The organism is Microbacterium sp. Root280D1 (assembly GCF_001428975.1).
GTDB lineage: Bacteria > Actinomycetota > Actinomycetes > Actinomycetales > Microbacteriaceae > Microbacterium.
In genome coordinates, this window is the sequence record NZ_LMJK01000003.1 from 464,024 (window position 1) to 489,846 (window position 25,823).

General features: G+C 68.9%; 24 protein-coding genes and 1 tRNA gene. 20 read left to right on the forward strand and 5 right to left on the reverse strand.

Features of this window, described 5'->3' with window-relative positions:
• The first annotated feature begins 20 nt into the window (after window positions 1-20).
• The 6 genes from ASE34_RS14715 to poxB all read left to right on the forward strand — a co-directional run bounded on the left by ASE34_RS14715 (window position 21) and on the right by poxB (window position 8,592).
• The gene (locus tag ASE34_RS14715; protein WP_056280289.1) at window positions 21-1,403 is read left to right on the forward strand and encodes a flavin monoamine oxidase family protein; all 1,383 of its coding nucleotides are present in this window, start codon (window positions 21-23) and stop codon (window positions 1,401-1,403) included.
• Complete coding sequence (locus tag ASE34_RS14720) at window positions 1,403-2,287, forward strand: universal stress protein (protein ID WP_053097452.1); 885 nt, start codon at window positions 1,403-1,405, stop codon at window positions 2,285-2,287. Before ASE34_RS14715 ends, ASE34_RS14720 begins: the two co-directional genes overlap by 1 nt.
• A complete protein-coding gene (locus ASE34_RS14725; RefSeq protein WP_056279777.1) occupies window positions 2,287-3,831 on the forward strand; it encodes an APC family permease in 1,545 nt (514 codons plus the stop codon). Before ASE34_RS14720 ends, ASE34_RS14725 begins: the two co-directional genes overlap by 1 nt.
• A gap of 49 nt (window positions 3,832-3,880) precedes the next feature.
• A complete protein-coding gene (locus ASE34_RS14730; RefSeq protein WP_053097450.1) occupies window positions 3,881-5,347 on the forward strand; it encodes an NAD-dependent succinate-semialdehyde dehydrogenase in 1,467 nt (488 codons plus the stop codon).
• A gap of 25 nt (window positions 5,348-5,372) precedes the next feature.
• Window positions 5,373-6,737 carry an NAD-dependent succinate-semialdehyde dehydrogenase gene (locus ASE34_RS14735; protein ID WP_056279780.1) on the forward strand — a complete coding sequence of 455 codons (1,365 nt, stop codon included), beginning with the start codon at window positions 5,373-5,375 and terminating at the stop codon, window positions 6,735-6,737.
• A 130-nt stretch (window positions 6,738-6,867) separates the two neighbouring features.
• Window positions 6,868-8,592, forward strand: a complete 1,725-nt coding sequence (gene poxB, locus ASE34_RS14740) for a ubiquinone-dependent pyruvate dehydrogenase (RefSeq protein ID WP_056279782.1) — start codon at window positions 6,868-6,870, stop codon at window positions 8,590-8,592.
• Window positions 8,593-8,610: 18 nt separating this feature from the next.
• On the opposite strand, the gene ASE34_RS14745 is transcribed toward poxB, so the two are convergent.
• Both ASE34_RS14745 and ASE34_RS14750 read right to left on the reverse strand, forming a co-directional pair.
• Window positions 8,611-11,409 carry a hypothetical protein gene (locus ASE34_RS14745; RefSeq protein ID WP_056279785.1) on the reverse strand — a complete coding sequence of 933 codons (2,799 nt, stop codon included), beginning with the start codon at window positions 11,407-11,409 and terminating at the stop codon, window positions 8,611-8,613.
• A 52-nt stretch (window positions 11,410-11,461) separates the two neighbouring features.
• Window positions 11,462-13,285 (reverse strand): HSP90 family protein, encoded by a 1,824-nt coding sequence (locus ASE34_RS14750; RefSeq protein WP_056279786.1) that lies wholly within the window; start codon window positions 13,283-13,285, stop codon window positions 11,462-11,464.
• A 192-nt stretch (window positions 13,286-13,477) separates the two neighbouring features.
• Between ASE34_RS14750 and ASE34_RS14755 the strand changes: the two genes are divergently transcribed.
• The 8 genes from ASE34_RS14755 to ASE34_RS14790 all read left to right on the forward strand — a co-directional run bounded on the left by ASE34_RS14755 (window position 13,478) and on the right by ASE34_RS14790 (window position 18,731).
• Window positions 13,478-13,550: transfer RNA gene (locus ASE34_RS14755), tRNA-Trp, on the forward strand.
• 39 nt (window positions 13,551-13,589) lie between these two features.
• Complete coding sequence (secE, locus tag ASE34_RS14760; RefSeq protein WP_053097445.1) at window positions 13,590-13,862, forward strand: preprotein translocase subunit SecE; 273 nt, start codon at window positions 13,590-13,592, stop codon at window positions 13,860-13,862.
• Between the two features lie 41 nt (window positions 13,863-13,903).
• Entirely contained in the window at window positions 13,904-14,959 is a 1,056-nt protein-coding gene (gene nusG, locus ASE34_RS14765) for a transcription termination/antitermination protein NusG (protein WP_056279788.1), read from the forward strand.
• Between the two features lie 191 nt (window positions 14,960-15,150).
• Window positions 15,151-15,582: a 50S ribosomal protein L11 gene (gene rplK, locus ASE34_RS14770; RefSeq protein WP_053097443.1), complete on the forward strand. Its 432-nt coding sequence runs from the start codon at window positions 15,151-15,153 to the stop codon at window positions 15,580-15,582.
• An 11-nt stretch (window positions 15,583-15,593) separates the two neighbouring features.
• Window positions 15,594-16,283 (forward strand): 50S ribosomal protein L1, encoded by a 690-nt coding sequence (rplA, locus tag ASE34_RS14775; protein WP_053097442.1) that lies wholly within the window; start codon window positions 15,594-15,596, stop codon window positions 16,281-16,283.
• A gap of 158 nt (window positions 16,284-16,441) precedes the next feature.
• Window positions 16,442-17,254 (forward strand): amino acid ABC transporter substrate-binding protein, encoded by an 813-nt coding sequence (locus tag ASE34_RS14780; protein WP_056279790.1) that lies wholly within the window; start codon window positions 16,442-16,444, stop codon window positions 17,252-17,254.
• Window positions 17,255-17,257: 3 nt separating this feature from the next.
• Window positions 17,258-17,923: an amino acid ABC transporter permease gene (locus ASE34_RS14785; protein WP_053097440.1), complete on the forward strand. Its 666-nt coding sequence runs from the start codon at window positions 17,258-17,260 to the stop codon at window positions 17,921-17,923.
• Window positions 17,910-18,731: an amino acid ABC transporter ATP-binding protein gene (locus ASE34_RS14790; RefSeq protein WP_056279792.1), complete on the forward strand. Its 822-nt coding sequence runs from the start codon at window positions 17,910-17,912 to the stop codon at window positions 18,729-18,731. The genes ASE34_RS14785 and ASE34_RS14790 overlap by 14 nt, the downstream gene beginning before the upstream one ends.
• A 30-nt stretch (window positions 18,732-18,761) precedes the next feature.
• On the opposite strand, the gene lysE is transcribed toward ASE34_RS14790, so the two are convergent.
• A complete protein-coding gene (gene lysE, locus ASE34_RS14795) occupies window positions 18,762-19,421 on the reverse strand; it encodes an L-lysine exporter (RefSeq protein ID WP_056279794.1) in 660 nt (219 codons plus the stop codon).
• 71 nt (window positions 19,422-19,492) lie between these two features.
• Between lysE and ASE34_RS14800 the strand changes: the two genes are divergently transcribed.
• The 6 genes from ASE34_RS14800 to ASE34_RS14825 all read left to right on the forward strand — a co-directional run bounded on the left by ASE34_RS14800 (window position 19,493) and on the right by ASE34_RS14825 (window position 23,631).
• Window positions 19,493-20,368 carry a LysR family transcriptional regulator ArgP gene (locus ASE34_RS14800; protein WP_200955182.1) on the forward strand — a complete coding sequence of 292 codons (876 nt, stop codon included), beginning with the start codon at window positions 19,493-19,495 and terminating at the stop codon, window positions 20,366-20,368.
• Between the two features lie 223 nt (window positions 20,369-20,591).
• Complete coding sequence (locus tag ASE34_RS14805; RefSeq protein WP_053097436.1) at window positions 20,592-21,215, forward strand: SipW-dependent-type signal peptide-containing protein; 624 nt, start codon at window positions 20,592-20,594, stop codon at window positions 21,213-21,215.
• A 2-nt stretch (window positions 21,216-21,217) separates the two neighbouring features.
• Complete coding sequence (locus tag ASE34_RS14810) at window positions 21,218-21,835, forward strand: SipW-dependent-type signal peptide-containing protein (protein WP_056279798.1); 618 nt, start codon at window positions 21,218-21,220, stop codon at window positions 21,833-21,835.
• 37 nt (window positions 21,836-21,872) lie between these two features.
• On the forward strand, window positions 21,873-22,490 hold the full coding sequence (locus tag ASE34_RS14815; RefSeq protein ID WP_053097434.1) for a signal peptidase I: 618 nt from the start codon (window positions 21,873-21,875) through the stop codon (window positions 22,488-22,490).
• On the forward strand, window positions 22,487-23,128 hold the full coding sequence (locus tag ASE34_RS14820) for a hypothetical protein (RefSeq protein ID WP_056279800.1): 642 nt from the start codon (window positions 22,487-22,489) through the stop codon (window positions 23,126-23,128). The genes ASE34_RS14815 and ASE34_RS14820 overlap by 4 nt, the downstream gene beginning before the upstream one ends.
• Window positions 23,125-23,631, forward strand: a complete 507-nt coding sequence (locus ASE34_RS14825; protein WP_056279802.1) for a hypothetical protein — start codon at window positions 23,125-23,127, stop codon at window positions 23,629-23,631. Before ASE34_RS14820 ends, ASE34_RS14825 begins: the two co-directional genes overlap by 4 nt.
• Before the next feature lie 21 nt (window positions 23,632-23,652).
• Here ASE34_RS14825 and ASE34_RS14830 read toward each other — a convergent pair whose 3' ends face one another.
• Window positions 23,653-24,345 (reverse strand): YqaJ viral recombinase family protein, encoded by a 693-nt coding sequence (locus ASE34_RS14830; RefSeq protein ID WP_053097431.1) that lies wholly within the window; start codon window positions 24,343-24,345, stop codon window positions 23,653-23,655.
• Window positions 24,346-24,431: 86 nt separating this feature from the next.
• Window positions 24,432-25,796: a glucose-6-phosphate dehydrogenase gene (locus ASE34_RS14835; protein WP_056279804.1), complete on the reverse strand. Its 1,365-nt coding sequence runs from the start codon at window positions 25,794-25,796 to the stop codon at window positions 24,432-24,434.
• Window positions 25,797-25,823 lie beyond the last annotated feature (27 nt).

The following is a 25,823-nucleotide window of genomic DNA, read 5'->3' on the forward strand; positions in this document are numbered from 1 at the left end:
TTCCAATGAAGGAGAAGCAGATGGCTGAGATCACTCGCGACGTGCTGATCGTCGGAGCCGGAGCCGCAGGGCTCACGGCGGCGAACGACCTGCGCAAGGCCGGCCTGTCGGTCGCCGTACTCGAGGCGCGTGACCGCGTCGGCGGACGACTGTGGACCGACGTCATCGACGGCGCCATGCTCGAGATCGGCGGCCAGTGGGTCTCGCCCGACCAGGACGCCCTGAAGGACACCATCGAGGAGCTGGGGCTCGAGACCTACAGCCGCTACCGCGAGGGCGACAGCGTCTACGTCGGTCCGGACGGGCAGACGCATCGCTTCACCGGCGAGATGTTCCCGGTGTCCGCTGAGACCGAGGCCGTCATCGCCGAGATCACCGAGCGCCTCGACGCCATGGTCGCCGAGATCGACCCCGACCGTCCGTGGGAGCACCAGCTCGCGAAGGAATGGGACTCGATCACCTGGGACGCCTGGCTGCGTGTGCAGACCGACGATGACGAGGCCGTGCGCAATCTCGCCTTCGCCACCGGCTCCGCGATGCTCACCAAGCCGACGCACTCGTTCTCGCTGCTGCAGTCGCTGCTCATGGCGGCATCCGCCGGGTCGTACTCCAACCTCGTCGACGCCGACTTCATCCTCGACAAGCGGGTGGTGGGCGGTCTGCAGAAGGTGCCGCTGCTGCTCGCCGAGCGCCTGGGCGACGACGTCATCCTCAACCAGCCGGTGCGCTCGCTCGAATGGGGCGTCGACGGTGTGACCGCCTCGACCGACGACACCACCGTGCGCGCCCGCTTCGCGATCCTCGCGCATGCTCCGGTGCTCTACAGCCGTATCGCCTTCGTCCCGCCGCTTCCCCGACGCCAGCACCAGATGCACCAGCACATCTCGATGGGCTTCGTCATCAAGGTGCACGCCGTCTACGACCGCCCGTTCTGGCGCGAGCAGGGCCTCAGCGGCACCGCGTTCAGCCCGTACGAGCTCGCGCACGAGGCGTACGACAACACGAACCACGGCGACGAGCGCGGCACCCTGGTCGGCTTCGTCAGCGACCAGAACGCCGACGACCTGTTCACGCTGTCGGCCGAGGAGCGCAAGGAGCGCATCCTCGAGTCCCTCTCGCACTACTACGGCGACGAGGCGAAGAACCCGGTCGTCTACTACGAGAGCGACTGGGGCACGGAGGAGTGGACCCGCGGAGCGTACGCGGCGAGCTTCGACATGGGCGGACTCCACCGCTATGGCGCCGACCTCCGCTCGGCCGTCGGCCCCATCCACTTCGCGTGCAGCGACATGGCGGGCGCCGGATATCAGCACGTCGACGGCGCGATCCGCATGGGGCACCTCGTCGCCTCGAACATCGTCGAAGCGACGCGCGCCGCCGGCGACACCGCCGAGGTCGGCTGATGACCGGCGCGGTCGTCGTCGGCTACACCGCGACGGATGCGGGAGCGGATGCCGCAGCGCTCGGCGCGCGGCTCGCCCGCAGCCTCGGCGCGGTGCTGCACCTCGTGATCGTGCTGCCGTCGGAGGGCACCCGCAGCGCGGCCGTTCCCCCCGAGCGGGCGTATGAGGACCACATCCGCCGCCAGGCGAAGGAATGGCTCGAGGATGCGGTCGTCCGACTGCCGCAGGAGCTCACCCGCACGGGCCACGTGCGGTTCGGCGAGTCCTTCGCCGAAGGGCTGATCGCCGCGGGCGAGGAGTTCGGCGCCAGGCTGATCGTCATCGGCACGGCCGGCGGCAGCATCTTCGGCCGCCACCGCCTCGGCAGCGTCGCGTCGGAGCTGCTGCACTCGTCGACCATCCCCGTCGCGCTCGCCCCTGCGGGCACCGCGGACCAGGACGATCACGTGCTTCCTCGCGTGACGGCCGCGGTCGGCAACCGCGCGGGTGCCGACAACCTCCTCGACGAGGCCGCCGCGATCGCCACCGAGTCCCGTGTCGGCCTGCGCCTCGTCTCGCTCGTGCCGTTCGACGTGCCGCCCGGTCTCGACACCGGCGCGATCCGCGTGGTCGGCGACGCGCACGCGAACGACGTGCTCGAGGTCGCCAAGAGCCTGCTGCCCGACGAGCTGAAGGCCGAGGTCGAAGAGGCCCCCGGCGACACCGTCGAAGATGCCGTCGCGAACCTCTCGTGGCTCCCCGGCGAGGTCGTCCTCGTCGGCTCCAGTCGCCTGGCGCAGCCGCGCCGCCTGTTCCTGGGCTCGACCGCAGCGAAGATGCTGCACGAACTGCCCGTTCCCATGATCGTCGTCCCGCGCACCCGCGCCGAAGCAGGAGTCCGCTGATGAGCAGCACGAACCGGGCGACGGAGCCCGCATCCGGTGTGACGACCGGCATCTCGCAGAAAGGGCTGAGCGCGGGTGCCGTCGGAGTGCTCGGAGCCGTCGTCATCGGCGTCTCGACCATCGCGCCGGCCTACACGCTCACCGCATCGCTCGGCCCGACGGTCGCCGTCGTCGGCACCCAGGTGCCCGCGATCATGCTCGTCGGCTTCATCCCGATGCTCCTGACCGCCTTCGGCTACCGCGAGCTCAACCGCATGATGCCGGACTCCGGCACCTCGTTCACGTGGGGAGTGCGGGCGTTCGGGCCGTGGATCGGCTGGATGACGGGCTGGGGCCTGATCGCCGCCACCGTCATCGTGCTGTCGAACCTCGCCGGCATCGCGGTCGAGTTCCTCTTCCTGCTGATCGCCCAGCTCAGCGGCAACCCCGAGATCGCCGACCTGGCGTTCAACCCGATCATCAACGTCGTCGTGTGCCTGCTCTTCATGCTCGGCGCGACGCTCGTGTCGTACCGCGACATGCAGACGACGCAGAAGTTCCAGTACATCCTCGTCGGCTTCCAGGTGCTCGTGCTCGTGGTCTTCGCCACCGTCGCGATCGTCAAGGCCGTCTCCGGAGACGCTCCCGAGCCGACCCCCTTCTCGTGGTCGTGGTTCAACCCGTTCGAGGTTCCGTCCTTCAGCGCCTTCGCCGCAGGGCTCTCGCTGTCGATCTTCATCTTCTGGGGCTGGGACGTCGTCCTCACCATGAACGAGGAGACGAAGGACCCGGCCAAGACGCCGGGGCGCGCCGCGATGGTCACGGTCGTCGTCGTCGTCGCCCTCTACCTGCTGCTGGCCATCGGCCTCATCATGTTCGCCGGCGTCGGCACGGGCGACTACGGGCTCGCGAACGAGGACATCTCGGCGAACGTGTTCTTCGCGCTCTCGGATCCGATCCTCGGACCGCTGGCGTTCCTGGTCTCGCTCGCGGTGCTGTCGAGCTCGGCGGCCTCGCTGCAGTCGACCGCAGTCGGACCCGCTCGCACGCTGCTGGCGATGGGGCACTACGGCGCCCTGCCCAAGAAGTTCGCCCGGGTCAGCCCGCGGTTCTTCACGCCGGGCTACTCGACGATCGTGTCGGCCGTCGTCGCATCCGTCTTCTACGCCGTGATGCGCCTCGTCAGCGAGAACGTCCTCACCGACACCATCCTGTCGCTCGGCATGATGATCTGCTTCTACTACGGCCTCACCGCGTTCGCGTGCGTCTGGTACTTTCGCAAGCAGTGGTTCGACTCCGCCAGGAGCTTCTTCTTCACGTTCCTGTTCCCGCTCGTCGGCGGTGCGATTCTCGCCGTCCTGTTCGTCACGACGCTCATCGACTCGATGGACCCCGCGTACGGCAGCGGATCGAACATCGGGGGCCTCGGACTCGTGTTCGTCCTCGGCGTCGGCATCATCGTGATCGGCATCGTCATCATGATCTGGCAGTCCATCAAGCGCCCGGCGTTCTTCCGCGGCGAGACCCTCAGCATGGATGCTCCCGCGAGCAACCGCCGGCGCTGACGGAATCCCGCGGCACCGGCATCCCATCCTCCCCACAGAAAGAGATTCCATGAGCACTCAGACTGAGCAGGCGCTGCTCGACAGCATCCCCACCGGCCTCTTCATCGGGGGAGAGTGGATCGACGGTGAGACCGGGGGCACGTTCGACGTGAAGGACCCCGCGACCGGTGCGGTCATCCGCACGATCGCCGACGCGACACCGGGTGACGGCATCCGCGCGCTGGATGCGGCAGTCGCCGCGCAGGACGCATGGGCCGCGACCGCACCTCGCACCCGCAGCGACATCCTGCGCCGGGCATTCGACCTCGTGCAGGAGCACAAGGAGGATCTCGCGCTGCTGATGACCCTCGAGATGGGCAAGCCGCTCGCCGAGGCGCGCGGCGAGGTCGGCTACGGCGGCGAGTTCCTCCGCTGGTTCAGCGAGGAGGCCGTGCGCATCAGCGGTCGCTACGGCATCAACCCGGAGGGCACCGGCCACATGGTCGTCTCGCAGCGGCCCGTCGGCCCCTCGTTCTTCGTGACGCCGTGGAACTTCCCGTTCGCGATGGCCACTCGCAAGATCGCGCCGGCGCTCGCCGCCGGCTGCACCGTGGTGATCAAGCCCCCGGCACTCACGCCGCTGACGACGATGTTCTTCACGTCGCTGCTCGAGAAGGCCGGCCTCCCCGCCGGTGTCGTGAACGTGGTGCAGACCTCCAAGTCGTCGGCGCTCTCGGCCCCGATCATCGCCGACCCGCGCCTGCGCAAGCTGTCGTTCACCGGTTCGACGGAGGTGGGCCGCAAGCTCATCGCCCAGGCCGCTGAGGGCGTGCTGCGCGTGTCGATGGAGCTCGGCGGCAACGCGCCGTTCGTCGTCTTCGACGATGCCGACCTCGACAAGGCCGTCGACGGCGCACTGGCCGCGAAGTTCCGCAACATCGGCCAGGCGTGCACCGCTGCCAACCGCTTCATCGTGCACAAGGACGTCGCCGAGGAATTCGGCCGCAAGGTCACCGAGCGCGTCAACGCGATGAAGATCGGCCGCGGCACCGAAGAGGGCGTGGCCATCGGCCCGCTGATCGACGAGGATGCCGTCGCGAAGGCCGGCGAGCTCGTCGACGACGCCGTCGAGCGCGGCGCGACCCTGCTCGCGGGTGGCAAGGCCGTCGAGGGCACGGGCACCTTCTACGAGCCGACCGTGCTCACCGACGTGGTGGCGGGCTCGGCGATCCTCCGCGAGGAGATCTTCGGCCCGGTGCTGGCGATCGCGACCTTCGAGGACGAGGACGAGGCCGTCCGTCTCGCCAACGACACCGAGTACGGGCTGGTCTCGTACGTGTTCACCGAGAACCTGCAGCGCGGGCAGCGGATGATCGACCGGCTCGAGACCGGCATGATGGGTCTCAACGTGGGCGTGGTGTCGAACGCCGCAGCCCCCTTCGGCGGCGTCAAGCAGTCCGGCGTCGGCCGCGAGGGCGGTCTCGAGGGCATCCACGAGTACCTGTCCACCAAGTACACGCTGATCCCGGTCTCCTGACCGGTCGGCCAGAGGAGGAGAGAACATGACCGATTACGCCGTCATCAACCCCGCCACCGGAGAGACGCTGGCGTCCTTCGACACGTTCACGGATGCGCAGATCGAGGCGGCTGTCGCGGCCGCCGACGAGGCGCACCGCGAATGGTCCCGGTCCTCGACCGTGGCTGAGCGCGCAGCGCTCCTCCGTCGCGCCGCCGAGCTGCACCGCGAGCGCCGCGAGGAGCTCGCCGACGTCTTCGTGCGCGAGATGGGCAAGCCCCGCGAGGCCGCCCTCGGAGAGGTCGACTTCGCCGCCGACATCGCCGAGTACTACGCCGACCAGGCCGAGGCCATCATGGCCGACCAGCCGATCGCGATCCTCGGCGAGGGCTCGGCGATCGTGCGCCGGTCGTCGCTCGGACCGCTCGTCGGCATCATGCCGTGGAACTTCCCGGCCTATCAGATCGTCCGCTTCGCTGCGCCGAACCTGATCGTCGGCAATACGATCCTGCTGAAGCCTGCTCCGCAGTGCCCGGAGTCGTCGACCGCGATCGAGGCGATCTACCACGACGCCGGATTCCCGACGGGCGCGTACCAGAACGTCCTCGCGACCAACGAGCAGATCGCCGACATGATCGCCGACCCGCGCGTGCAGGGCGTCTCGCTCACCGGCTCGGAGCGCGCAGGCGCAGCGGTCGCCGAGATCGCCGGACGCAACCTCAAGAAGGTCGCGCTCGAGCTCGGCGGGTCCGACCCGTTCATCGTGCTCTCGACCGACGACCTCGACGCCACCGTGCAGGCGGGCGTCGACGCGCGTCTCGACAACAACGGCCAGGCGTGCAACGGCGCGAAGCGTTTCATCATCGTCGACGACCTGTACGACTCGTTCGTCGAGAAGTTCACGGCCGCGATGGCATCGGTGCAGGCGACCGACCCGACGCTCGACGACACCGTGCTCGGCCCGGTCTCGTCGGAGACGGCGGCGGAGAACCTGCAGAAGCAGATCGACCAGGCCGTCGAGCAGGGAGCGACGCTGCTGACCGGCGGCACCCGCGACGGGGCGTTCTTCGCCCCGACCGTGCTCGCCGACGTGACGCCCGACATGAACGTCTACCGCGAGGAGCTCTTCGGCCCCGCGGCGGTCGTCTACCGGGTCGCCGATGAGGATGCCGCTGTCGCCCTCGCGAACGACACGACCTTCGGGCTCGGCTCGTACGTCTTCACGACCGATGCCGAGCAGGCCGAGCGTGTCGCCGACAACATCGAGGCGGGCATGGTCTACGTCAACCTGGTGCTGGCCGACAGCCCCGAGCTGCCGTTCGGCGGCATCAAGCGCAGCGGCACGTCGCGTGAGCTGGGTCACCTCGCCGCCGACGAGTTCGTCAACAAGAAGCTGATCCGCATCGGCTGAGCGACTCTCCCTGATGGGGGCGGATGCCACGGCATCCGCCCCCATCGTCGTCTCCGCAGTGCGGCATTCGGAGAGCGGATGTTCGACGGATGCCGGATCCCTCCGCAGCACCCGGGCGTAGGTTGGAAGCATGGCAACCGTCGCAGCGAACATCGTCAAGACCCTCCGCGCGAACGGGATCGACCGTGTCTACGGCCTCCCGGGCGACTCCCTCAACGGGTTCACCGACGCCCTCCGGAAGGACGGCGGCATCCGCTGGGTGCACGTGCGGCACGAGGAGTCCGCGGCCTTCGCGGCGGCGGCCGATGCGTCGCTCACGGGTGAGCTCGCGGTGGTCGCCGGTTCGTGCGGTCCGGGCAACCTGCACCTGATCAACGGACTCTTCGACGCGAACCGCTCGCGGGTGCCGGTGCTGGCGATCGCCGCGCACATCCCCACCACCGAGATCGGCACCGGGTACTTCCAGGAGACCCACCCGCAGGAGCTCTTCCGCGAGTGCAGCGTCTACGTCGAGTACGTCGCCGACCCCAAGCAGATGCCGCGCCTGCTGGAGATCGCGATGCGAGCCGCCATCGAGCAGCGCGGGGTCGCGGTGCTCGTGATCCCGGGCGACGTCGCGCTCTCGGAGATCGCCGACGACCGAGCCGTGGTCATCGAACGCTCGCACCCCGTGATCGTGCCGAGCGGAGACGAACTCGCGCGCGCGGCGACGCTGCTCAACGCGTCGAAGAAGACCACGATCCTCGCAGGCGCGGGTGTCGAGGGGGCTCACGACGAGGTCATCGCACTCGCCGACCGACTCGGTGCGCCGATCGTGCACGCGCTCCGGGGCAAGGAGTTCATCGAGTACGACAACCCGTACGACGTCGGTATGACGGGGCTGCTCGGCTTCGCCTCCGGCTACCGGGCGATGGAAGCCGCCGACACGCTGCTGGTGCTGGGCAGCGACTTCCCCTACGAGCAGTTCTATCCCGAGCACGCCACGACGATCCAGGTCGACATCCGCGGCTCGCAGCTCGGCAGACGGCATCCGCTCGATCTGGGCCTGGTCGGCGACGTCGGCGCGACCGTCACGGCGCTGCTGCCGCGACTCGCCGAGACGAAAGACCGCGGTCACCTCGACGACTCCACCGCGCACTATCGCAAGACCAGGGCCAAGCTCGACGACCTCGCGACGCCGACCAAGGCGGGCCGCCCCATCCATCCGCAGTACCTCGCCCGGCTGCTCGATGAGCAGGCCGCGGATGACGCGATCTTCACCGCCGACGTCGGCTCGCCCACCGTGTGGGCCGCCCGCTATCTGTCGATGACCGAGAACCGACGCCTGATCGGCTCGTTCACGCACGGGTCGATGGCGAATGCGCTGCTTCATGGCATCGGCGCGCAGGTCTCGCATCCGGCTCGTCAGGTGGTCGCGCTCGCCGGCGACGGAGGGCTCGCGATGATGCTGGGCGAACTGCTCACGCTCACGCAGAACAAGCTGCCCGTGAAGACCGTCGTCGTGAACAACTCGTCGCTGAACTTCGTCGAGCTCGAGATGAAGGCCGCGGGCTTCGTCAACTACGGCACCGCGCTCGACAACCCGAGCTTCGCGGCCATCGCCGAGGCCATGGGGATCTTCGCCCGTCGGGTCGAGAACAGCGAGGACCTGCCGGATGCCGTCCGCGAGGTGCTCGCGCATGACGGCCCTGCGCTGCTCGACGTCGTGACCGAGCGCCAGGAGCTGTCGATGCCCCCGGCCATCGAGGCCGAGCAGGTCAAGGGCTTCGCTCTGTACGCGATCCGCACGGTGATGTCGGGCAAGGGAGACGAGCTGCTCGACCTCGCGCGGGCCAACTGGCGTCAGTTCCTCTGAGTCAGCAGTTCCTCTGAGTCAGCTGTCGAGGAGTGCCCGCACCTCGGTCGCCTCGCCGTGGCGTCCGAGCGCCTCGAGCACGTTGCCGAGTTCGAGCGCCGAGACCTGCTGCAGCGGCGGGTAGCCGTCGGAGTGCTCGAGGGCGCTGCGGTAGATCGGCACGGAGTCCGCAGCCCGGTCGTCGCCGACCAGCAGACGGGCGGCGAACAGCTCGGAGCCGCCGGCCGAGCCCGCATCCCCGATCGCCGCGAATCCGTCGGCCGCGGTGAGCGCAGCGGCGACGGCCTCGTCGGTGCGGCCGAACTGGGCGAGCGCCCGGCCCCGCGAGTCGGTGACGTCGGCGAGCAGCCACGCCGCCTCGTGCTCGTGAGCGAGCGCGGCGACCTCGTCGAAGAGGGCGAAGGCGCGGTCGTCCTGCGTGGCCGCATAAGCCTGTCCGAGGTTGTGCAGCACGTCAGCGAGGGCGCCGACCGCCTCGGGGGCCCGGCGCACGATCTCGGATGCCGATTCGAGTGTCGCGATCGCCTCCGCGTGCTCGTCGAACCGGGCGAGGATCTTGGCGCGCTCGGTCAGCGCCATCGCCTGGTCGGCATGCTCCTCCGCCTCGCCGAAGAGCTCGCCCGCATACCCGAATGCGCCGACAGCCTGTCCGAACTCGCCGGCCGATCCGAGGGCGCGCGCGAGAAGAGACGCCGTCATCGCTCGGGAGGCGGCGGGTACCTCGGCCTGCTCTTCGCGCTCGAGTACCTGTCCGAACAGCTCGGCCGCCACCTCGGCGTCCCCGGCCGCGAGCATCGCGCGCGCGAGCCGGAAGTCCGCGCCCGCCTGGTCGCCGCCCTCCTGCGCGACGAGCCGCGAGGTGACCCGGTAGCGGGTGACGGCCTTCTCGGGGTCGCCCGCGTCCTCCCAGAGCGCCCCCGCGAGCAGGTGCGCGGCGGCCAGGGCCGTGGTCGCACCGAGCCCGGCGAGAAGACGGGTCGCCTCGTCGGCATCCGCAGCGCCCTCCGCGAACGACTCGCTTCCGCCGCGCACCTTCGCGCGCGTCTGCAGCGCCTGCGCGCGATGACCGATGCTGAGATCGTCCTGGGCCAAGAAGCGATCGAGCAGAGCGGATGCCGCTTCGATGTCGCCCTTCTGCAGCACGGCCGAGATGGCGACGAGCGTCGTCGTGTTCGAGAGGCGCGCGTCCTCGGCCTCGGCGAAGGCGCGAGCCGCGATCTCTGCCATGTCGAGGGCGGCGCCGGGTTCATCCGCGTGCAGGTGCAGCGACGCGCGGCTGATCGCCAGATCTCCGCGCGACCATGCGGGCAGAGCGTCCGTGTTCGCGAGCTCGTCCTCGAGCGCCGCCGCAGCCTCGGGGGTGTTCAGGCCGAAGGTCGCGAGACCGAGGCACAGTTCGAGATCGGCCTGTGCGTCGAGCCCTGCGGCGCGCAGGGCATCGATCCGCGCGGGCAGCAGGTCGGCGGCCTCTTCTGCTCGGTCGAGGGCGATCAGGATGCCGAGGCGCATCGACAGGAGCTCGGCGAGCTTCGAAGGGTCCTCGACGCTCAGCGCGTGCGGCAGGGCGCGCAACGTCTCGTGCTCCGCGCCGAACTGGGCGAGGTTCATGACCCGTTCGAACCACGCGTCGGGATCGTCGGGTGTCGCCGCGTCCGGAGCCGTGACGAAGGCATCCGAACGGATGGGCACGTCGTAGTGCTCGTCGGCGAGAGCGCGCAGGCGGGTGAGGCTGCGGGCGTGGCCCTCGGTGCCGTCCCGCAGATCGAAGTCCGAGCCGATGCGCTCGGCGGCAGCCCACGCGGTGGCGGCGAGTTCGGCGGCGCCCCAGGCTCCGTCGTGCTCGCCGAAGAACTCCTCGAGCGCGGGGGAGTCGGCACCGCGCACCGTGGCATCGCCGTGACCCGCCGCGGTCACACGATCGAGGGCGAAGGCGAACGCCGCCAGCGCGGCGAAGTGGGCATCGACGTTGAGTCCGTCGTGAGCGAGCCAGCCGATGTGACGCTCGACCTGCGCGAGCGCGCGTGCCTCGTTGCCGGTGAGGGCGGCGAACACGATGTTGTGGGCGACGATCCGCAGGTTGTCCGGGTTGTCCTTCGCGAGCCGGTAGCTGCGCAGGTGCGCGCTCCTCGCCTCGTCGAAGCGCCCGGCACGAAGGTAGGGCACGAGCACGCGTGACAGTGCGTGCTCGGGCTCCTCGCCGCACGAGAAGCCGCCTTCGAGCATCTCCTCGACGAGTCGGATGGCCTCGGCATCCCGATCGGTCTCGGCGAAGAAGCCGGCGAACTGGCTGCGTCCGCAGGCGTCGCAGTGGCTGTGGTCGTCTCGGGGTGTGGCCTCGAGCTGCGCGCGCAGAGCCTCGGCGTCGTCGAGTCGACCGGCGTCCCAGGCGTCTTCGAATCGGGCCGTGAGCACTCCGCTCATGCCGAGCCCTGCCTTGCGATAGTGCGTCTCCATGTCGTCGAGGACCGCGGTGATCTGCTCGGTCGAGAACGCGGGCGACGAACGCAGAGAAGACGCCATCCATTTGAATTGCCACATCAGATCGGCGCCGCCGTAGTCGAGGTCGGCGGGGAAGCGCTGCGGGTCGGAGTCGTGTCGGGCGAGGCACCACGCGAACGAGTTCAGCATCACATCCGTCGCGCCGTTCATGTTCGCGGAGGCGGTCTGCCTCATCCGCGCCTCGTACTCGAGCCGCTCGTCGCCGAGCTCGACGGCGAGCGAGACGGCATCCGCCACCAGCGCCTGCTCCGCCGGACCCCAGGGCGTGCGGTCGATCTCCTCGATGAGCTGAGAGAAGCGCTTCTTCGGACTGGTCATGGGGGGATCCTTCGAACGGAGCGAGCGGTCGGAGCGAGCGGTCGGAGCGAGATCAGGGGGCGTCGTCGAAGGGGATCGAATCCGCTTCGATGCCGGCGGACAGCGAGACGAGGTCCGAGAGCGCGGTCGACATGAGTGCGCGATCGGCGTCGGAGAGCGGATGGTGTCCCGCCAGCAGCGCCTGGATGTAGAGCAGCTGCACGGTGCGGGCGAACACCGCGTCGTCCTGCACGCGGACGAGCGCGCGCACGACGCGGTTCGACCAGTTCAGGCACAGGCGCGCGCTGAGATCGTCGTCGCGGGAGGCCGAGAGGGTCGAGTCGATGCGGTCGAGCACCCCGCCCCACAGCGATCCGGTGATGCCCTTCGTGCGGCCGCGGTCGATCCTGCGCAGCACCTCAGGGTCGGCGACGTACAGCGCTGCGAGTTCGGGCTGGTCGATCGACCGCACGGTGACGGAGCAGCCGGATGCGGTCAGCACGCCGCCGGCGCGGGCCTCGAGGGCCAGCGCGGCGTCGCGGTCGTCCAGCGGCGGAGGGTCGAGACGATCGAGCTCCCCGGCCACGTCGACGAGTTCGATCGTCACGTGCGGGTAGAGCTCCGGCAGCATCCGCACGAGGTCCGCGTCGTACAGGTAGCCGCCGTTGACCAGCACCTCGGACCCGGGGGAGATCCCTGCGACCTGGCGGAACTCGTCGACCGACTGCGCGAATCGCACGTGCGGGTATCGTTCGACGAGGTCGCCGATGCGCATCGTTCCGTGGGTGGTCTCGAGGGTCAGCCAGCGCGTGATGAACTGCGCGAGCTCGTCGTCGTGCCGCACCAGCGACTTCAGACCGACCTCGTGGATCGCCACGAACTGGGCGAGTCTGTGCGGTTCGCGCAGGCCCAGCTCGAGCACCCAGCGGCGGATGCCGGCACCGAGCTGCTCGCGCACACGCTCGAGGGCCGCGTCGTCGACGAGCGATTCGCGGCTCGCCGTCGGGGCGAGGCCGGTCGAATCGACCACGGCGCGCACGAAGAACGCCCATTCGGGCAGCACGTCGTCGACCCGCTCGCCCAGGAGCATCCTGCCGAGATACATGCGCGTCGCCTGGCGGGCGCCCGGCGGGGGAGCGTAGGGCAGGACGTAGGCGAGTCCCCGTGTGCCGGTGGCCGGCTCGCTGAGCTCGATCACGTCGAGCGGGCTCGCACCGAGCAGGTCGCGCCCGTACTGCACGGCGCCGTCGATGTCGTCGGCGGGGTCGAGGAACGGCGCGCGCCGGGTGATGTCGACGTCGCCGCTCGGAGAGTCGAGGATCACCCGCACGGGGAGGAACTCGGCGAAGGCGGTGGCCAGCTCTCGCACGGCCGCGGGGCGCAGCAGCTCGTCGGCGTCGAAACGAGGGCGGAGATGCACACTCGTGCCGATCGGCAGATCGTCGTCGATCTCCACGACGCGGAAGGTCCCGTCCGCGCTGCCCGTCCACTCGACGGCCGGGCCGCCCCGGACGCTGCGCGAGCGGATGACGATCGAATCGGCGACCATGAAGCAGCTCAGCAGGCCGATGCCGAACTGACCGAGGTAGTCGCTGCGCGGGAGGTCGAAGATGTCGCGCTTCGAGCTGCGGCCGACCGTGGCGAGCAGGTCGCCTACCTCGGCTGCGGTCAGGCCGATCCCGTCGTCGCGCAGGACGAACTCGCCCGTGGTGTCCGTCAGCGCGGTGATGCGGATGCTCCCGCCCTGCCCGTCGACCTCGCGGCGTGCGGTGATCGCATCGCGGGCGTTCTGCAGCAGTTCGCGCAGATACACGCGAGGACTCGAGTAGATGTGGCGGCTCAGGAGGTCGACGACACCGCGCAGGTCCACCTGGAACTGCTGCACGTCAGCGCTCACTGCGCCCCCTCCCGTTTCGTCCGCCCGCCGAGCCTAACAACAACGACGAGAGCGGGCCCGGTTCGGCGCTGACCGACGGATGCCGTATGCTTGACGAGCAGTTGTTGTCTGCATTCTTTCGCCGTGCCCCGGTCCTTGCGGTCGGGTAACGATGGCAGGATGGAGATGACACCCCGAGACCTCCCGGTCTCTAGGGCGGTAGCTCAATTGGCAGAGCAGCGGTCTCCAAAACCGCAGGTTGCAGGTTCGATTCCTGTCCGCCCTGCGCGTCAGCACACGCTGACACACGAAAGGTACATTCAGGATGGATCAGGACGAACCGCGCGGCGAGGTCGTCGCGGCCGGCGCCACCCGCGAGAAGAAGCGTGGCATCGTGGGCTTCTTCGGGGGCATCGCTCTGTTCTTCCGTCAGGTCATCGCCGAGCTGCGCAAGGTCGTCACGCCGACCCGCAAGGAACTGGTCAAGTTCACCGCAGTGGTGCTCGTCTTCGTTCTCATCGTCATGGGCATCGTCTACGGACTCGACACCCTGTTCGCCTGGGTCACGCACATCGTCTTCGGGGTCCCGGGCGCCTGACGCCCTCGCGGCCCTGGCCGCAGTGATTGGAAAGAAACAACGTGTCTGAACGATATTCCGACGACGCCGACTGGGCGACTGCTGCTGAGCAGTCCAGCGAAGAGGACGAGGCCCAGGAGGGCAACGTGCTCGCTGCGGAAGAGCAGTCGGTCACCTCGGCCGAACATGTCGCCCTCCACATCGAGGACGTCGACGGAGACGCCGACGCCGATGTGCAGGACGACGACAACGACATCGAAATCGACGACCCGGAGGCGGACGCGATCGTGAACGACGCTCTCAACCTGGACGAAGCGGCCGAGTCTGAGGCTGCCGCTGAGGTCCTGAACGATTCTGTGGCGGAAGAGACCGCCGAGCTCGAGGCCGCTGAGGCCGACGAGGTCACCCCTTACGACGGACCCGACATCAACGGCGACGATGACGCCGTGGCCGAGTCCGACGACGATGAGTCCGAAGAGGGCGACGACGCCGAGGAAGACCCGTATGAGGCGTTCCGCCTCGACCTGCGGATGCTTCCGGGCAAGTGGTACGTCATCCACTCCTACGCCGGATTCGAGCGCAAGGTCAAGGCCAACATCGAGCAGCGCAAGTCGACGCTCGAGGTCGAGGACGAGATCTATCAGATCGAGGTCCCGATGGAAGACGTGGTCGAGATCAAGAACGGCCAGCGCAAGATGGTCACCCGCGTGCGCATCCCCGGCTACGTGCTCGTGCGCATGGAGCTCACCGAGGACACCTGGTCGGTCGTGCGTCACACGCCTGGCGTCACCGGCTTCGTGGGCAACGCCCACAACCCGACGCCGCTGCGCTTCGAAGAGGCCTTCAACATGCTGAAGTCGCTCGTCGAGGTCAAGGACGTCCCGACCGCCAAGAACATCGCGTCGAAGGGCGGCCTCGCCGTCGCTCGTCCGCTTCCGGCCGAGGTCGACTTCGAGGTCGGCGAGACCATCACGATCAAGGAGGGCTCGTTCGCGGGTCTTCCCGGTTCGATCAGCGAGATCAAGCCCGAGAGCGGCAAGCTCACGGTGCTCGTGTCGCTCTTCGAGCGCGAGACCCCGGTCGAGCTGTCGTTCGACCAGGTCACGAAGATGGTCTGACCTACGCTTCTCCGAGAACGGCCGTCCCATTCGGGGCGGCCGTTCTCGCGTTCCCGGGCCCGCTCCGCATCAGGTAGACTTGTCTGGTTTGTGTGCCGCTTCGGCGTGCGCGCAGACGACCGCAGCCCGGAGATGCCGGGTTCGCGGGAGAGCGGATGCAACCGGCATCCGTTCGATGAAAGGAAGAGGATATGGCACCGAAGAAGAAGGTGACCGGCCTGATCAAGCTTCAGATCAACGCCGGTGCAGCCAACCCGGCGCCGCCGATCGGCCCCGCGCTCGGTCAGCATGGCGTCAACATCATGGAGTTCTGCAAGGCGTACAACGCCGCGACCGAGTCGCAGCGCGGCAACGTCATCCCCGTCGAGATCACCGTCTACGAGGACCGCAGCTTCACGTTCATCCTGAAGACCCCGCCGGCCGCGGAGCTCATCAAGAAGGCCGCCGGCGTGCCCAAGGGCTCGTCGACGCCGCACACGGTCAAGGTGGCGAAGATCACCAAGGACCAGGTCCGTCAGATCGCCGAGACCAAGCAGGCCGACCTGAACGCGAACGACATCGAGGCTGCCTCGAAGATCATCGCCGGCACCGCCCGTTCCATGGGCATCACGGTCGAGGGCTGAGGAGAATAATCATGGCTACGAAGTCCAAGGCTTACAAGGCTGCCGCCGAGAAGATCGAGGCAGACCGTTTCTACACTCCCACCGAGGCAGTCGCCCTCGCCAAGGAGACCGGCTCGTCGAAGTTCGACTCGACCGTCGAGGTCGCGCTGAAGCTCGCCGTCGACCCCCGCAAGGCAGACCAGATGGTGCGCGGCACCGTCATCCTGCCCCACGGCACCGGTAAGACCGCCCGCGTCATCGTCTTCGCCACCGGCCCCGCGGCCGAGGCAGCGATCGCCGCAGGTGCAGATGAGGTCGGCGGCGCCGAGCTCATCGAGAAGGTCGCCGCAGGCTGGACCGCGTTCGACGCGGCCGTCTCGACCCCGGAGCTCATGGGCCAGGTCGGTCGTCTCGGAAAGGTCCTGGGTCCGCGTGGACTCATGCCGAACCCGAAGACCGGCACCGTGACCCCCAACACGGCCAAGGCCGTCGAGGAGATCAAGGGCGGAAAAATCGAGTTCCGCGTCGACAAGCACGCCAACGTGCACTTCGTCGTGGGCAAGTCGTCGTTCTCGGCCGAGCAGCTCGACGAGAACATCGGCGCAGCGCTCGAGGAGATCGTCCGCCTCAAGCCGTCGAGCTCCAAGGGCCGTTACATCCAGAAGGGCGCCGTGTCGACCACGTTCGGCCCCGGCATCCCGCTGGACGTCAACGCCATCTGAGTGTGATTCCGGAAAGGCCCCCGCATTCTGCGGGGGCCTTTCTGCGTGCAGTACGACATCGGACGTCATCGGATGTTGGGATGCCGGTCCGATGCCGCGTACTGTGAATGAGTTCCGCGTCACAGCACTCGCGCCTCACCGCACCCCAGGAGGGTCACATGTCCCGTCGCATCATCGCCGTCACCGCACTGGTCGTCGCCGCAGCAGCACTCACCGCGTGCAGCGGAAGCACCACGCCTGCCGACAGCAGCTCGAGTGAGAGCGGATCCGGCTTCGGCCTCGTCACGGACGGCACGCTGTCGGTCGCCACCGAGGGCACGTACCGTCCGTTCAGCTTCCACGATGACGGCGGAACCGGCGAGCTGACCGGATTCGACGTCGAGATCATCCAGGCGGTCGCCGACAAGCTCGACCTCGAGGTCGAGTTCCAGGAGACCCAGTGGGATGCGATCTTCGCCGGTCTCGACGCGGGCCGTTTCGACGTGATCGCCAACCAGGTGAGCATCAATGAGGAGCGCCAGGAGAAGTACCTGTTCAGCACCCCGTACACCGTCTCGCCGGGAGTCATCGTCGTCGCCGAGGACGACGACTCGATCTCGTCGTTCGACGACCTCGAGGGCAAGACGACGGCGCAGTCGCTCACCAGCAACTGGTACGAGCTGGCCACCGAGTCCGGTGCCACCGTCGAAGGCGTCGAGGGGTGGGCGCAGGCCGTCGAGCTGCTGCGTCAGGGCCGCGTCGATGCGACCGTCAACGACAAGCTGACCTTCCTCGACTATGAGACCACCAACAGCCCGTCCGGCCTGAAGATCGCCGCCGAGACCGACGAGGCCGGTGAGCAGGCATTCGTCTTCACCAAGGACAAGACGGACCTCGTCGAGGCGATCGACGGCGCTCTGGAAGAGCTGCGTGCCGACGGCACCCTGGCCGAGATCAGCGACAAGTACTTCGGCGAAGACGTGACCCAGTAACCCATGGAGAATCCGTGGCAGCTGTTCTTCGACTCGCTCGGACCGATCGCCCTCGCGGGGGTGACGGTGACGGTTCCGCTCGCGCTGATCTCTTTCGCGCTGGGTCTCGTGCTCGCCATCGGCGCAGCGCTGATGCGGATCTCGGTCAATCCCGTGCTGTCGGGCATCGCCAGGTTCTACATCTCGGTCATCCGCGGCACGCCGATGATCGTGCAGCTGTTCGTGATCTTCTACGGGCTCGGATCGATCGGACTCAAGCTCGATCCGTGGACCAGCGCGATCATCGCACTGTCGCTGAACGTCGGCGGGTACGGAGCCGAAGTGGTGCGCGCCGCCATCCTCTCCGTCCCGAAGGGGCAGTGGGAGGCGGCGTACACGGTCGGCATGAATCGCACGCGCACACTCACGCGGGTGATCCTTCCCCAGGCAGCGCGGGTCTCGGTGCCTCCGCTGTCCAACACGTTCATCTCGCTGGTGAAGGACACGTCGCTGGCCTCGCTGATCCTCGTCACCGAGCTCTTCAAGGTGGCGCAGCAGATCGCGGCGGCGACCCTGGAGTTCATGGTCGTCTACCTGGCTGCCGCGCTCGTGTACTGGGTGATCTGCCTGGTGCTGTCGTTCGGCCAGAGCGCACTCGAGAGGAGACTCGATCGCAATGTCGCTCACTGATCCGGCGCACTCGCCCAGGTCCGCCGCCGACGCCCTGCTCACCGCCCGCGGTCTTCACAAGCGCTTCGGCGACAACGAGGTGCTCCGCGGCATCGACCTCACGCTGCACCGCGGAGAGGTCGTCGTGCTGATCGGTCCGAGCGGATCGGGCAAGACGACGGTGCTGCGTGCGCTCAACGGGCTCGAGACGCCGGATGCCGGGACCATCGTCGTGGCCGGGGGCCCTGACATCGACTTCGCCCCGTCGGATCCGGTGTCGAAGCGCACGCGCGCGCAGAAGCGTCTCGCGCTGCGCGATCGGTCGGCGATGGTCTTCCAGCATCACAACCTCTTCCCGCACTTCTCGGTGCTCGAGAACGTGATCGAGGGACCATGGCGGGTGCAGGGCAGACCCAAGGCCGAGGTGGTCGCCGAGGCCCGCGTCCTGCTCGCCCGCGTGGGGCTCGCCGACAAGGCCGATGCTCGACCTCACGAGCTCTCCGGCGGTCAGCAGCAACGGGTCGGCATCGTCCGCGCTCTCGCGCTGCGTCCCGACCTCCTGCTGTTCGACGAGCCGACGAGCGCACTCGACCCCGAGCTCGTGGGGGAGGTCCTGCTCGTGATCAAGGAGCTCGCCGACGAGGGGTGGAGCATGGTCGTGGTGACGCATGAGCTGAGCTTCGCGCGCGAGGCGGCGGATCATGTGCTCTTCATGGACGCGGGTGTGGTCGTCGAGCAGGGCGCGCCGGCCGATATCTTCGGCGCGCCGCAGCACGAGCGCACCCAGAGGTTCCTCACTCGCATCCTTCGGCCCCTCGACGGCGACTGACGGGCGTCCGCTCACGTCTGCGACGCAGGGTCAGCCGCCGAGCACCGGCAGCACCAGGCTGACAGCCAGGGTGATCATGACGACGGCGATCAGCGCGTCGAGGATGCGCCACGCTCGTTCCGTGCGCAGCCAGCGGCCGAGATAGCGGGCGCCGAACCCCAGCGCGGTGAACCACAGGATGCTGGCGGCGATCGCTCCGGCGGCGAACAGCCAGCGCTCGTCGCCGTGCGTCGCGGCGATCGACCCGAGCATCAGGACCGTGTCGAGGTAGACGTGCGGGTTCAACCAGGTCAGGGCGAGAGCCGTCGCGATCACGGGAGCGAGCGCGGTGCGGGTCGCCGTCGTGGCTCCGCCGCCCGACCCGGGCGCCGAGCCCTCCGCACCGGTCCGGTCGACTCGCAGCTCCTCCCCGCCCCTCCAGGCGCGGCGGGCGGCGAGGATGCCGTAGGCCAGGAGGAACAGGGCCCCCGCCCAGCGCGCGACGACCACGAGCCACGGGGCTGCGGAGATGACGAAGCCGAGTCCCGCGACGCCGGCGGCGATGAGCAGGGCGTCGGACACGGCGCAGATGATGACGACCGGCAGGACGTGCTCTCTGCGGATGCCCTGACGGAGGACGAACACGTTCTGCGCGCCGATGGCGACGATCAGGGAGAGGCCGAGTCCGAGACCCGAGAAGACGGAGAGCATGAGTCCACGGTACGGATGGCACGGACATGAGCACCAGCGATGATTCCTTGTGCGCCATTAGCATGGCTAATGTGAAGATCGATCCGGAGCTTGCCGCCACTGTCGCCGCCGTGGCCGACGAGGGAACCCTCGACGCGGCGTCGCGGGTGCTGCGGGTGACTCCTTCCGCCGTGAGCCAGCGGCTCAAGACGCTCGAGGAGCAGCTCGGACGGGTCCTCGTCGTGCGCACCAAGCCTGCCCGTCTCACCGAGGCGGGCGAGGCTGTCGTGCGGCTCGCACGACAGCTGGCACTCCTCGAGCACGATGCCCTCGCAGGACTCGGCCTCGAGGGCGACGAGGCGCCCCGCACCCGCATACCGCTCGCCGTGAACGCGGACTCGATGGCGACGTGGTTCCTGCCTCCGCTCGCACGGCTCTCGGCAGCCCACGACCTCGACTTCGACCTGCACCGCGACGACCAGAACTTCACGGCTCGGCTGCTCGAGTCCGGCACGGTGATGGCGGCGGTCACGAGTGAGGCGGCGCCGGTCGCCGGGTGCTCCGTCGCACCGCTCGGCGTGCTGGAGTATCACGCGATGGCAGAACCGGCGTTCGCTGATCGCTGGTTCTCGTCCGGTGTCACCAGAGAGGCGTTGAGCGCGGCGCCCTTCGTCGACTTCGACAGACGAGACACGCTTCAGCACGAATGGCTCGAGCGGATGGGGGTCGCGCACCACGGGGCCCCTCGGCACTACGTGCCCGCGTCGCACGACTACGCGCTCGCCGTGCGGCTCGGCCTCGGATGGGGGATGCTGCCGCTCCTGCAGAAGGAGCGCGAGCTCGTGCCGCTCGGCGGGCCGCCGCTGCGAGTCAGGCTGTACTGGCAGCAGTGGAACCTGCGCTCCGCGCTGCTCGACACCATCGCGGCCGAAGTCTCCGTCGAGGCGCAGCGTGTTCTCGCGAGCTGAGCTGCAGCTCTGGACGAACTGCAACCATCCGATCGGTCGCAGAAACCGATAGACGTTTCTGCGCAATTCGTGAGCCGGAATGCGCAATCGTGACACGGAAGGCCTTGAACAGGCGCAGGAAGTGGACAAAGCTGTCGGGAACGACACGAGTACCGGATGCGGGCCGCGAAGGGCGACCATCCCCAGCCATCTGCGTCTCGTGAGATTCCTGAGGGGGAATGTCATGGCTGAGAAGGACACGCAACGCAAGGTTCTGGCAGTGCTCGCCGGTGGGCTGGTGCTCGGCGTCGGAATCGGGGTGACGCTCGCTGCATGGAACGACTCCGAGTTCGCGACCGGCACCTTCACCGCAGGCTCGTTCAATCTGGAGGGATCCACGACGAGCGCGACCGACGGGTACGACGATCACAACGTCGATCTGGGGGACACTGCAGCGGCGCTCGTCTTCCAGCTGCCCGCCGTGGCGTCGTCGATGTCTCCGGGCGACGTCGTCTACGCACCGTTCTGGGTGCGTCTCGACAGCACGACCACCAACGGCGCCACGCTGGTGCCGTCGGGGATCACCGCGGGCACGGGTGGCAACGAGGCCAACCTGTCGTACACCGTGACGGCCATCGACGCGGGCGACGTGTGCGACGCCACGGCGGCAGGAACCGTCGTCGCGACGGGCACCACATTGAGCGCTCAGACCGGAGCCACGTCGGTTCCTCTCGCTGAGGGCGCACCGGCAGGGACGGCGGGAACGCCTGTGCAGTTGTGCTTCGCGGTGACCGCGGGCGCCGGTCTCACGCAGGGCGCCGCCGCGACCGCGACCTGGGAGTTCACGGCCACCTCGACTGCGGACTGATCATGGCCGACACCCGCAGAGGCATGCGGGAGGGGAAGCGACTGCTCTCCCGTCGGATACGCGCTGTGCTCGCGGGCGGGCTGGTGTTCGGCGTCGGCGCGACGATGACCCTGGCCGCCTGGAACGATTCCGAATACGGCAATGCGACCTTCACCGCCGGGCGGTTCGACATCGTCGGGGCGACAGACGGTGCCACGTTCTCGAGCCACCCGGTGGGCACCCCGGCGGCGCTGTCGTTCAGCGCACCGTTCTCGGCCATGGCTCCCGGCAACACCACGTACGCGCTGTTCAGCGTGCGGACCGCGAATCCATCGGTGGCCGGCACGCTGCAGCTCAGCGTGACGTCGACGGCGGGAACCGGGCTCGGCACCTACCTGCGATACGGAGTGAGGGCCATCGCGGGGACGGCCTGCAACAGCACGACCTACACGGCCGGGACGGCTGTCGTTCCCGACAACTCGCTGCTGTCGGTCGGCGGCACCGGCACCCAGGCGGTCGCGGCCAACGGCGGAACGACCGTGAACTACTGCTTCGCAGTGACGTTGCCGGCAGCGACCGACAACGGCGCGCAAGGGCTGACGGCGATCCAGACATGGCAGATCGCCGGAGTGTCGAGCTGACGTGCGGGCAGAGCATCGGATGACGTGAGGAGGAGACATGAGTGCACCGACGAGGCGCAGCCTGCGTGAACAGGCGACGGTCGATGATGCGTCCGCGTCGCCGGCACCCGCCGCGGCGTCCTCGCGAGGCACTCTCGGGAGGGCGCTCGCCGATGTCCTCCTCTGGCTCGCCGCCGCCGCAGGGGTCATCTGCATCGTGCTCGTGATCGTCGCCTTCACGGCGAACATCACCCTCATCATGTTCCGCACGGGATCGATGGCGCCGACGATTCCCGCCGGTTCCGTGGCGGTGGTCCAGAGCGTCCCGGCATCCGAGGTGCAGGTCGGCGACGTCGTCACCGTCGATCGAGCAGGCGATCTGCCGGTCACGCACCGCATCACCTCGATCGCTCCCGGTGCGAGTGCGGACGAACGGGTGATCACGATGCGCGGAGACGCGAACGCGGCCGACGATCCGTATCCGTACACCGTGCAGACCGTTCGGATCGTGCTGTTCTCGATCCCCGGCATCGCGACCGTGATCGTCGCGATGGGCGATCCGTACGTACTGGGCGGACTCACGATCGGCGCGACGGTCCTCGTCGTCTGGGCGTTCTGGCCGCGCTCCCGGAAGGAGAGTCGCGAGCAGGTCGATCCGGCGGGAGTCGACCGATGAACCGGCGGGTGGCGTGCGTCGCGGGTGCCTGTGCGGTCGTCTGCGCAGCGCTCGTCGCGGTGAGTCCGGCGTGGGCGGCCCCCTCGACCGAGGTCGTGCAGGGACAGGTGCTGCGGCTGGTCTCCGTCGCCGACTGGGATGCCGCGTCGAGCCTCCTGCCTGGCCAGCCCGTGCAGTGGGATGTGACGGTGAGCGCTGAGGCACCGGACCCCGGGACCGTGGCGGTAGGAGTCAGTGCGAGCGGCGGTGCGGCGCTGGTGATGGACGTGCTCCGCTGTGCGCAGGAGTGGGATGAGAGCGGATGCCGGGGAGGCGCGACCACACTCGAGTCCGGCTGGTCGATACCTCGTGACGGCCTCGAGGTGCCGCTCGTCGAGATGGCCGACACAGAGGTGGCCCACCTCAGGCTCGTCATCGCGTTGGACGGCGCGGACGACGGCAGCACCCAGGTGCGCGTGCATGCACGCGGCGCCGGAGAGTCCGCGACGGTCGGACCCGACGGCGGGCTGGCGACGACGGGCGGTGCGACCTTCGCTCCCTGGGCGATCGGCGGGGCGCTGGCCCTGGTGGCCGGTGGTGCCGCGCTGAGTGCGACCCGGCGCCGCCGCAGCACCGGAGCTCACCGAGGCGAGTCGTGATCGTGCGGCGGCAGCGCGTCCTGGCCGGAGTCGCCGGTGCGGCGCTGCTCTGCGGAGTGGCCCTCGCGCCGCCGGCGCAGATCACCGACGCGGCATTCACCGACCCGGAGTACGGTCGAGCCACGATCACGGCGTTCCGCGTTCCCCCCGCCACGATCATCGCCTGCACGGTGGCGAACAACGGTCTGGGCGTCTTCCAGAACGTCCGGCTCGTGTGGACGTCGGTGTATCCCGCCAGCGGGGTCAGGCTCACACTCACCCAGGGAGCGACGACAGCAGTGGTCCCGGCGGCGAACATCACCACGACAGGTCCTGCCGGCGGCCTCTACACCCACACCGCCGTCCTCACTCAGAGTCTGCTCGCCAGCCTCATCTCCAACCTTCTCGGCAGCACCACGACATTGACGGTGACCAACCTCCTGGCCGGTACGTCCTGGGTGTCGGCCGGGACCTCGCGCCAGCTGTCGATCGCGCTGCTCGGGCTCAACGCGTCCTGCACGTGAGTTCGTGCGGTGCGGACCGGCTCAGTCGGCGAGTGCGAGAGCGCGGAACGCATCGCGCTCGCGCAGGTGCTCGCGCCGGCTGGCGGCGGCGGCCGCCGCGGCATCCGCGATGCGGGTCGGCACCTGCTGACCGGTGGTGCGCCGGTAGAGCTCGTCGATGAGATCTGTGGCGAGGCCGACGAGCTTCGCGATCTCGCGGTCGTCGCGGTCGATCCAGACGCAGCGGGGTTCGTCATGGATGGGGGAGAAGTCGACGTGCTCCTCCCAGACGAAGAGCGTGCGCTCGGCGCCCAGCACGTGCTGCTGCCACCACACCTGACGCAGGTAGGTGCGGGGGATGCCGCGGAACGCCTTGTTCGTGGTCTTGATCTCCGCGAGCTTCACGCGACCGTCGGCGTCGACGGCGATACCGTCGGGAGTCGCGAGATGGCGGTGCTCGACCTCAGCGCGGAACAGGGCGGAGGAGGGGAGGATGCCGTGCGTCGCCGCCACCCAGGCGGCGATCTCGGGCTCGCGGCGGCGTCCGTGATCGGTGTAGGCGTTGCCTCCGAACCGGGGCCCGCCGCCGAGCTTGGAGTCGGCGGCGCGGGCGATGGACCGCTCGCTCGTGAGTCCGGCGACATCCGTGGCGGTGATCCCGCGGGACCGTGCCCGCATCCAGGCGACGCGGTCGCGGGAGTCCGCGACGATGCGAGCTTGGAGTTCGGGGGTCACCTATCGAGGGTAACCCCGGTCGCCGACTCTCCCTCCCGCACACGCCGCCCGGGCCGTTCCCTCGGGCGTTCGACCCCGGCAGAGACTCAGCTGTGCGTCGGCCACGCCTCCGGGCCGGCGGATCCGGCGACGTAGTCGTCGAGCGGCACATCGCCCCGCTGCCACGCCTCGAGGATGGGGGCAACGATCCGCCACGACTGCTCGGCGGCGTCTCCCCGCACGGCGAGCATCGGATCCCCGTCGAGGACGCCGGACAGCACCTCGGCGTACGCCTTGAGCGCGCCCTCGCCGAGCTCCGCGGACAGGATCGCGCGTTCCAGCTCGAGCGGGTCCTCGGATGCGTTCAGGTTCAGCTCGAGCGACATCCGGTCGGGACCGAGCGAGAAGCGCAGCACCGCTCCGTCGGACGTGCCGGTGAGCCCGCGGGGCAGATGGCGGACAGGACGGAAGCGCACGACGATCTCTCTGGCGGGCGTTCCGAGGGCCTTGCCGGAGCGGAGCCGGAACGGGATTCCCGCCCAGCGCGCGTTGCGGACCTCGAAGGTCGCCTCGGCGAGCGTCTCGGTCTCCCGACCCGGGTCGACGCCGGGTTCGTCGACGTACGAGGGCTTCGCGGTGCCGTCGATCTCTCCCGCGGTGTAGCGGGCGCGGCGAGACGACCCGGCGGGGTCGTCGCCCCACACGGTGGTCGCGCGGAGCACCGCGCCGGTCGCGGCGCGGAAGTCGACCTCGTCGAGGGTGGCGGGCTCTTCCATCGCGAGCACCGCGAGCACCTGGAGCAGATGACTCTGGATCATGTCGACCAGTGCGCCGGCCTTGTCGTAGTAACCCGCACGCCCCTCGAGCGCCAGCGCTTCGTCGTAGACGATGTCGATGGACTCGATGCTCTCCGCAGACCAGAGCGGTTCGAGGATGCGGTTCGCGAACCGTGCGCCGAGGAGATTCAGCGTGGTCGAGCGACCCAGGAAGTGGTCGACGCGGAACACCTGGGTCTCGGGCACGAGGGCGGTGAGGATGCGATTCAGCTCGCGGGCGCTCGACTCGTCGGTGCCGAACGGCTTCTCCATCACGAGCATCGCGCCCGCGGGCAGCATGTCGGGCGTGAGTGCGGCGATGCACGCCGCCGCCACGGCCGGAGGCACTGCGAAGTAGAGGGCCACGCGGCCGGTGAGGCCGCCGAGCAGCGCACGCAGATCGTCGGCGCGCGTGATGTCGGTGCGGGCGTAGGTGACGTCGACACGGGCTGCCGCGTCCTCGGCGTCCATCGAGGCGAAGGCCGTGTCGACGACGGCCCGCAGCTCGGCATCCGTCCACTCCTCGCGATCGGCGCCGACGATCCGCACCGAACGCGCGGGTTCTCTCTTCAGCAGCTGGCCCAGAGCGGGCAGGAGGAGCCGAGAGGTGAGGTCGCCACCTGCACCGAGGATCACCAGCGTCGTCGCATCGGTCATGTTCTCACCGTAATCGCTCCGACCCTC

Excerpts from the sequence above, each read along its gene's own strand:
- ASE34_RS14715 (WP_056280289.1), top strand. The coding sequence starts at position 21 with ATGGCTGAGATCACTCGCGACGTGCTGATCGTCGGAGCCGGAGCCGCA.
- ASE34_RS14720 (WP_053097452.1), top strand. The coding sequence starts at position 1,403 with ATGACCGGCGCGGTCGTCGTCGGCTACACCGCGACGGATGCGGGAGCG.
- ASE34_RS14725 (WP_056279777.1), top strand. The coding sequence starts at position 2,287 with ATGAGCAGCACGAACCGGGCGACGGAGCCCGCATCCGGTGTGACGACC.
- ASE34_RS14730 (WP_053097450.1), top strand. The coding sequence starts at position 3,881 with ATGAGCACTCAGACTGAGCAGGCGCTGCTCGACAGCATCCCCACCGGC.
- ASE34_RS14735 (WP_056279780.1), top strand. The coding sequence starts at position 5,373 with ATGACCGATTACGCCGTCATCAACCCCGCCACCGGAGAGACGCTGGCG.
- poxB (WP_056279782.1), top strand. The coding sequence starts at position 6,868 with ATGGCAACCGTCGCAGCGAACATCGTCAAGACCCTCCGCGCGAACGGG.
- ASE34_RS14745 (WP_056279785.1), bottom strand. The coding sequence starts at position 11,409 with ATGACCAGTCCGAAGAAGCGCTTCTCTCAGCTCATCGAGGAGATCGAC.
- secE (WP_053097445.1), top strand. The coding sequence starts at position 13,590 with ATGGATCAGGACGAACCGCGCGGCGAGGTCGTCGCGGCCGGCGCCACC.
- rplK (WP_053097443.1), top strand. The coding sequence starts at position 15,151 with ATGGCACCGAAGAAGAAGGTGACCGGCCTGATCAAGCTTCAGATCAAC.
- rplA (WP_053097442.1), top strand. The coding sequence starts at position 15,594 with ATGGCTACGAAGTCCAAGGCTTACAAGGCTGCCGCCGAGAAGATCGAG.
- ASE34_RS14780 (WP_056279790.1), top strand. The coding sequence starts at position 16,442 with ATGTCCCGTCGCATCATCGCCGTCACCGCACTGGTCGTCGCCGCAGCA.
- ASE34_RS14785 (WP_053097440.1), top strand. The coding sequence starts at position 17,258 with ATGGAGAATCCGTGGCAGCTGTTCTTCGACTCGCTCGGACCGATCGCC.
- ASE34_RS14790 (WP_056279792.1), top strand. The coding sequence starts at position 17,910 with ATGTCGCTCACTGATCCGGCGCACTCGCCCAGGTCCGCCGCCGACGCC.
- lysE (WP_056279794.1), bottom strand. The coding sequence starts at position 19,421 with ATGCTCTCCGTCTTCTCGGGTCTCGGACTCGGCCTCTCCCTGATCGTC.
- ASE34_RS14805 (WP_053097436.1), top strand. The coding sequence starts at position 20,592 with ATGGCTGAGAAGGACACGCAACGCAAGGTTCTGGCAGTGCTCGCCGGT.
- ASE34_RS14810 (WP_056279798.1), top strand. The coding sequence starts at position 21,218 with ATGGCCGACACCCGCAGAGGCATGCGGGAGGGGAAGCGACTGCTCTCC.
- ASE34_RS14815 (WP_053097434.1), top strand. The coding sequence starts at position 21,873 with ATGAGTGCACCGACGAGGCGCAGCCTGCGTGAACAGGCGACGGTCGAT.
- ASE34_RS14820 (WP_056279800.1), top strand. The coding sequence starts at position 22,487 with ATGAACCGGCGGGTGGCGTGCGTCGCGGGTGCCTGTGCGGTCGTCTGC.
- ASE34_RS14835 (WP_056279804.1), bottom strand. The coding sequence starts at position 25,796 with ATGACCGATGCGACGACGCTGGTGATCCTCGGTGCAGGTGGCGACCTC.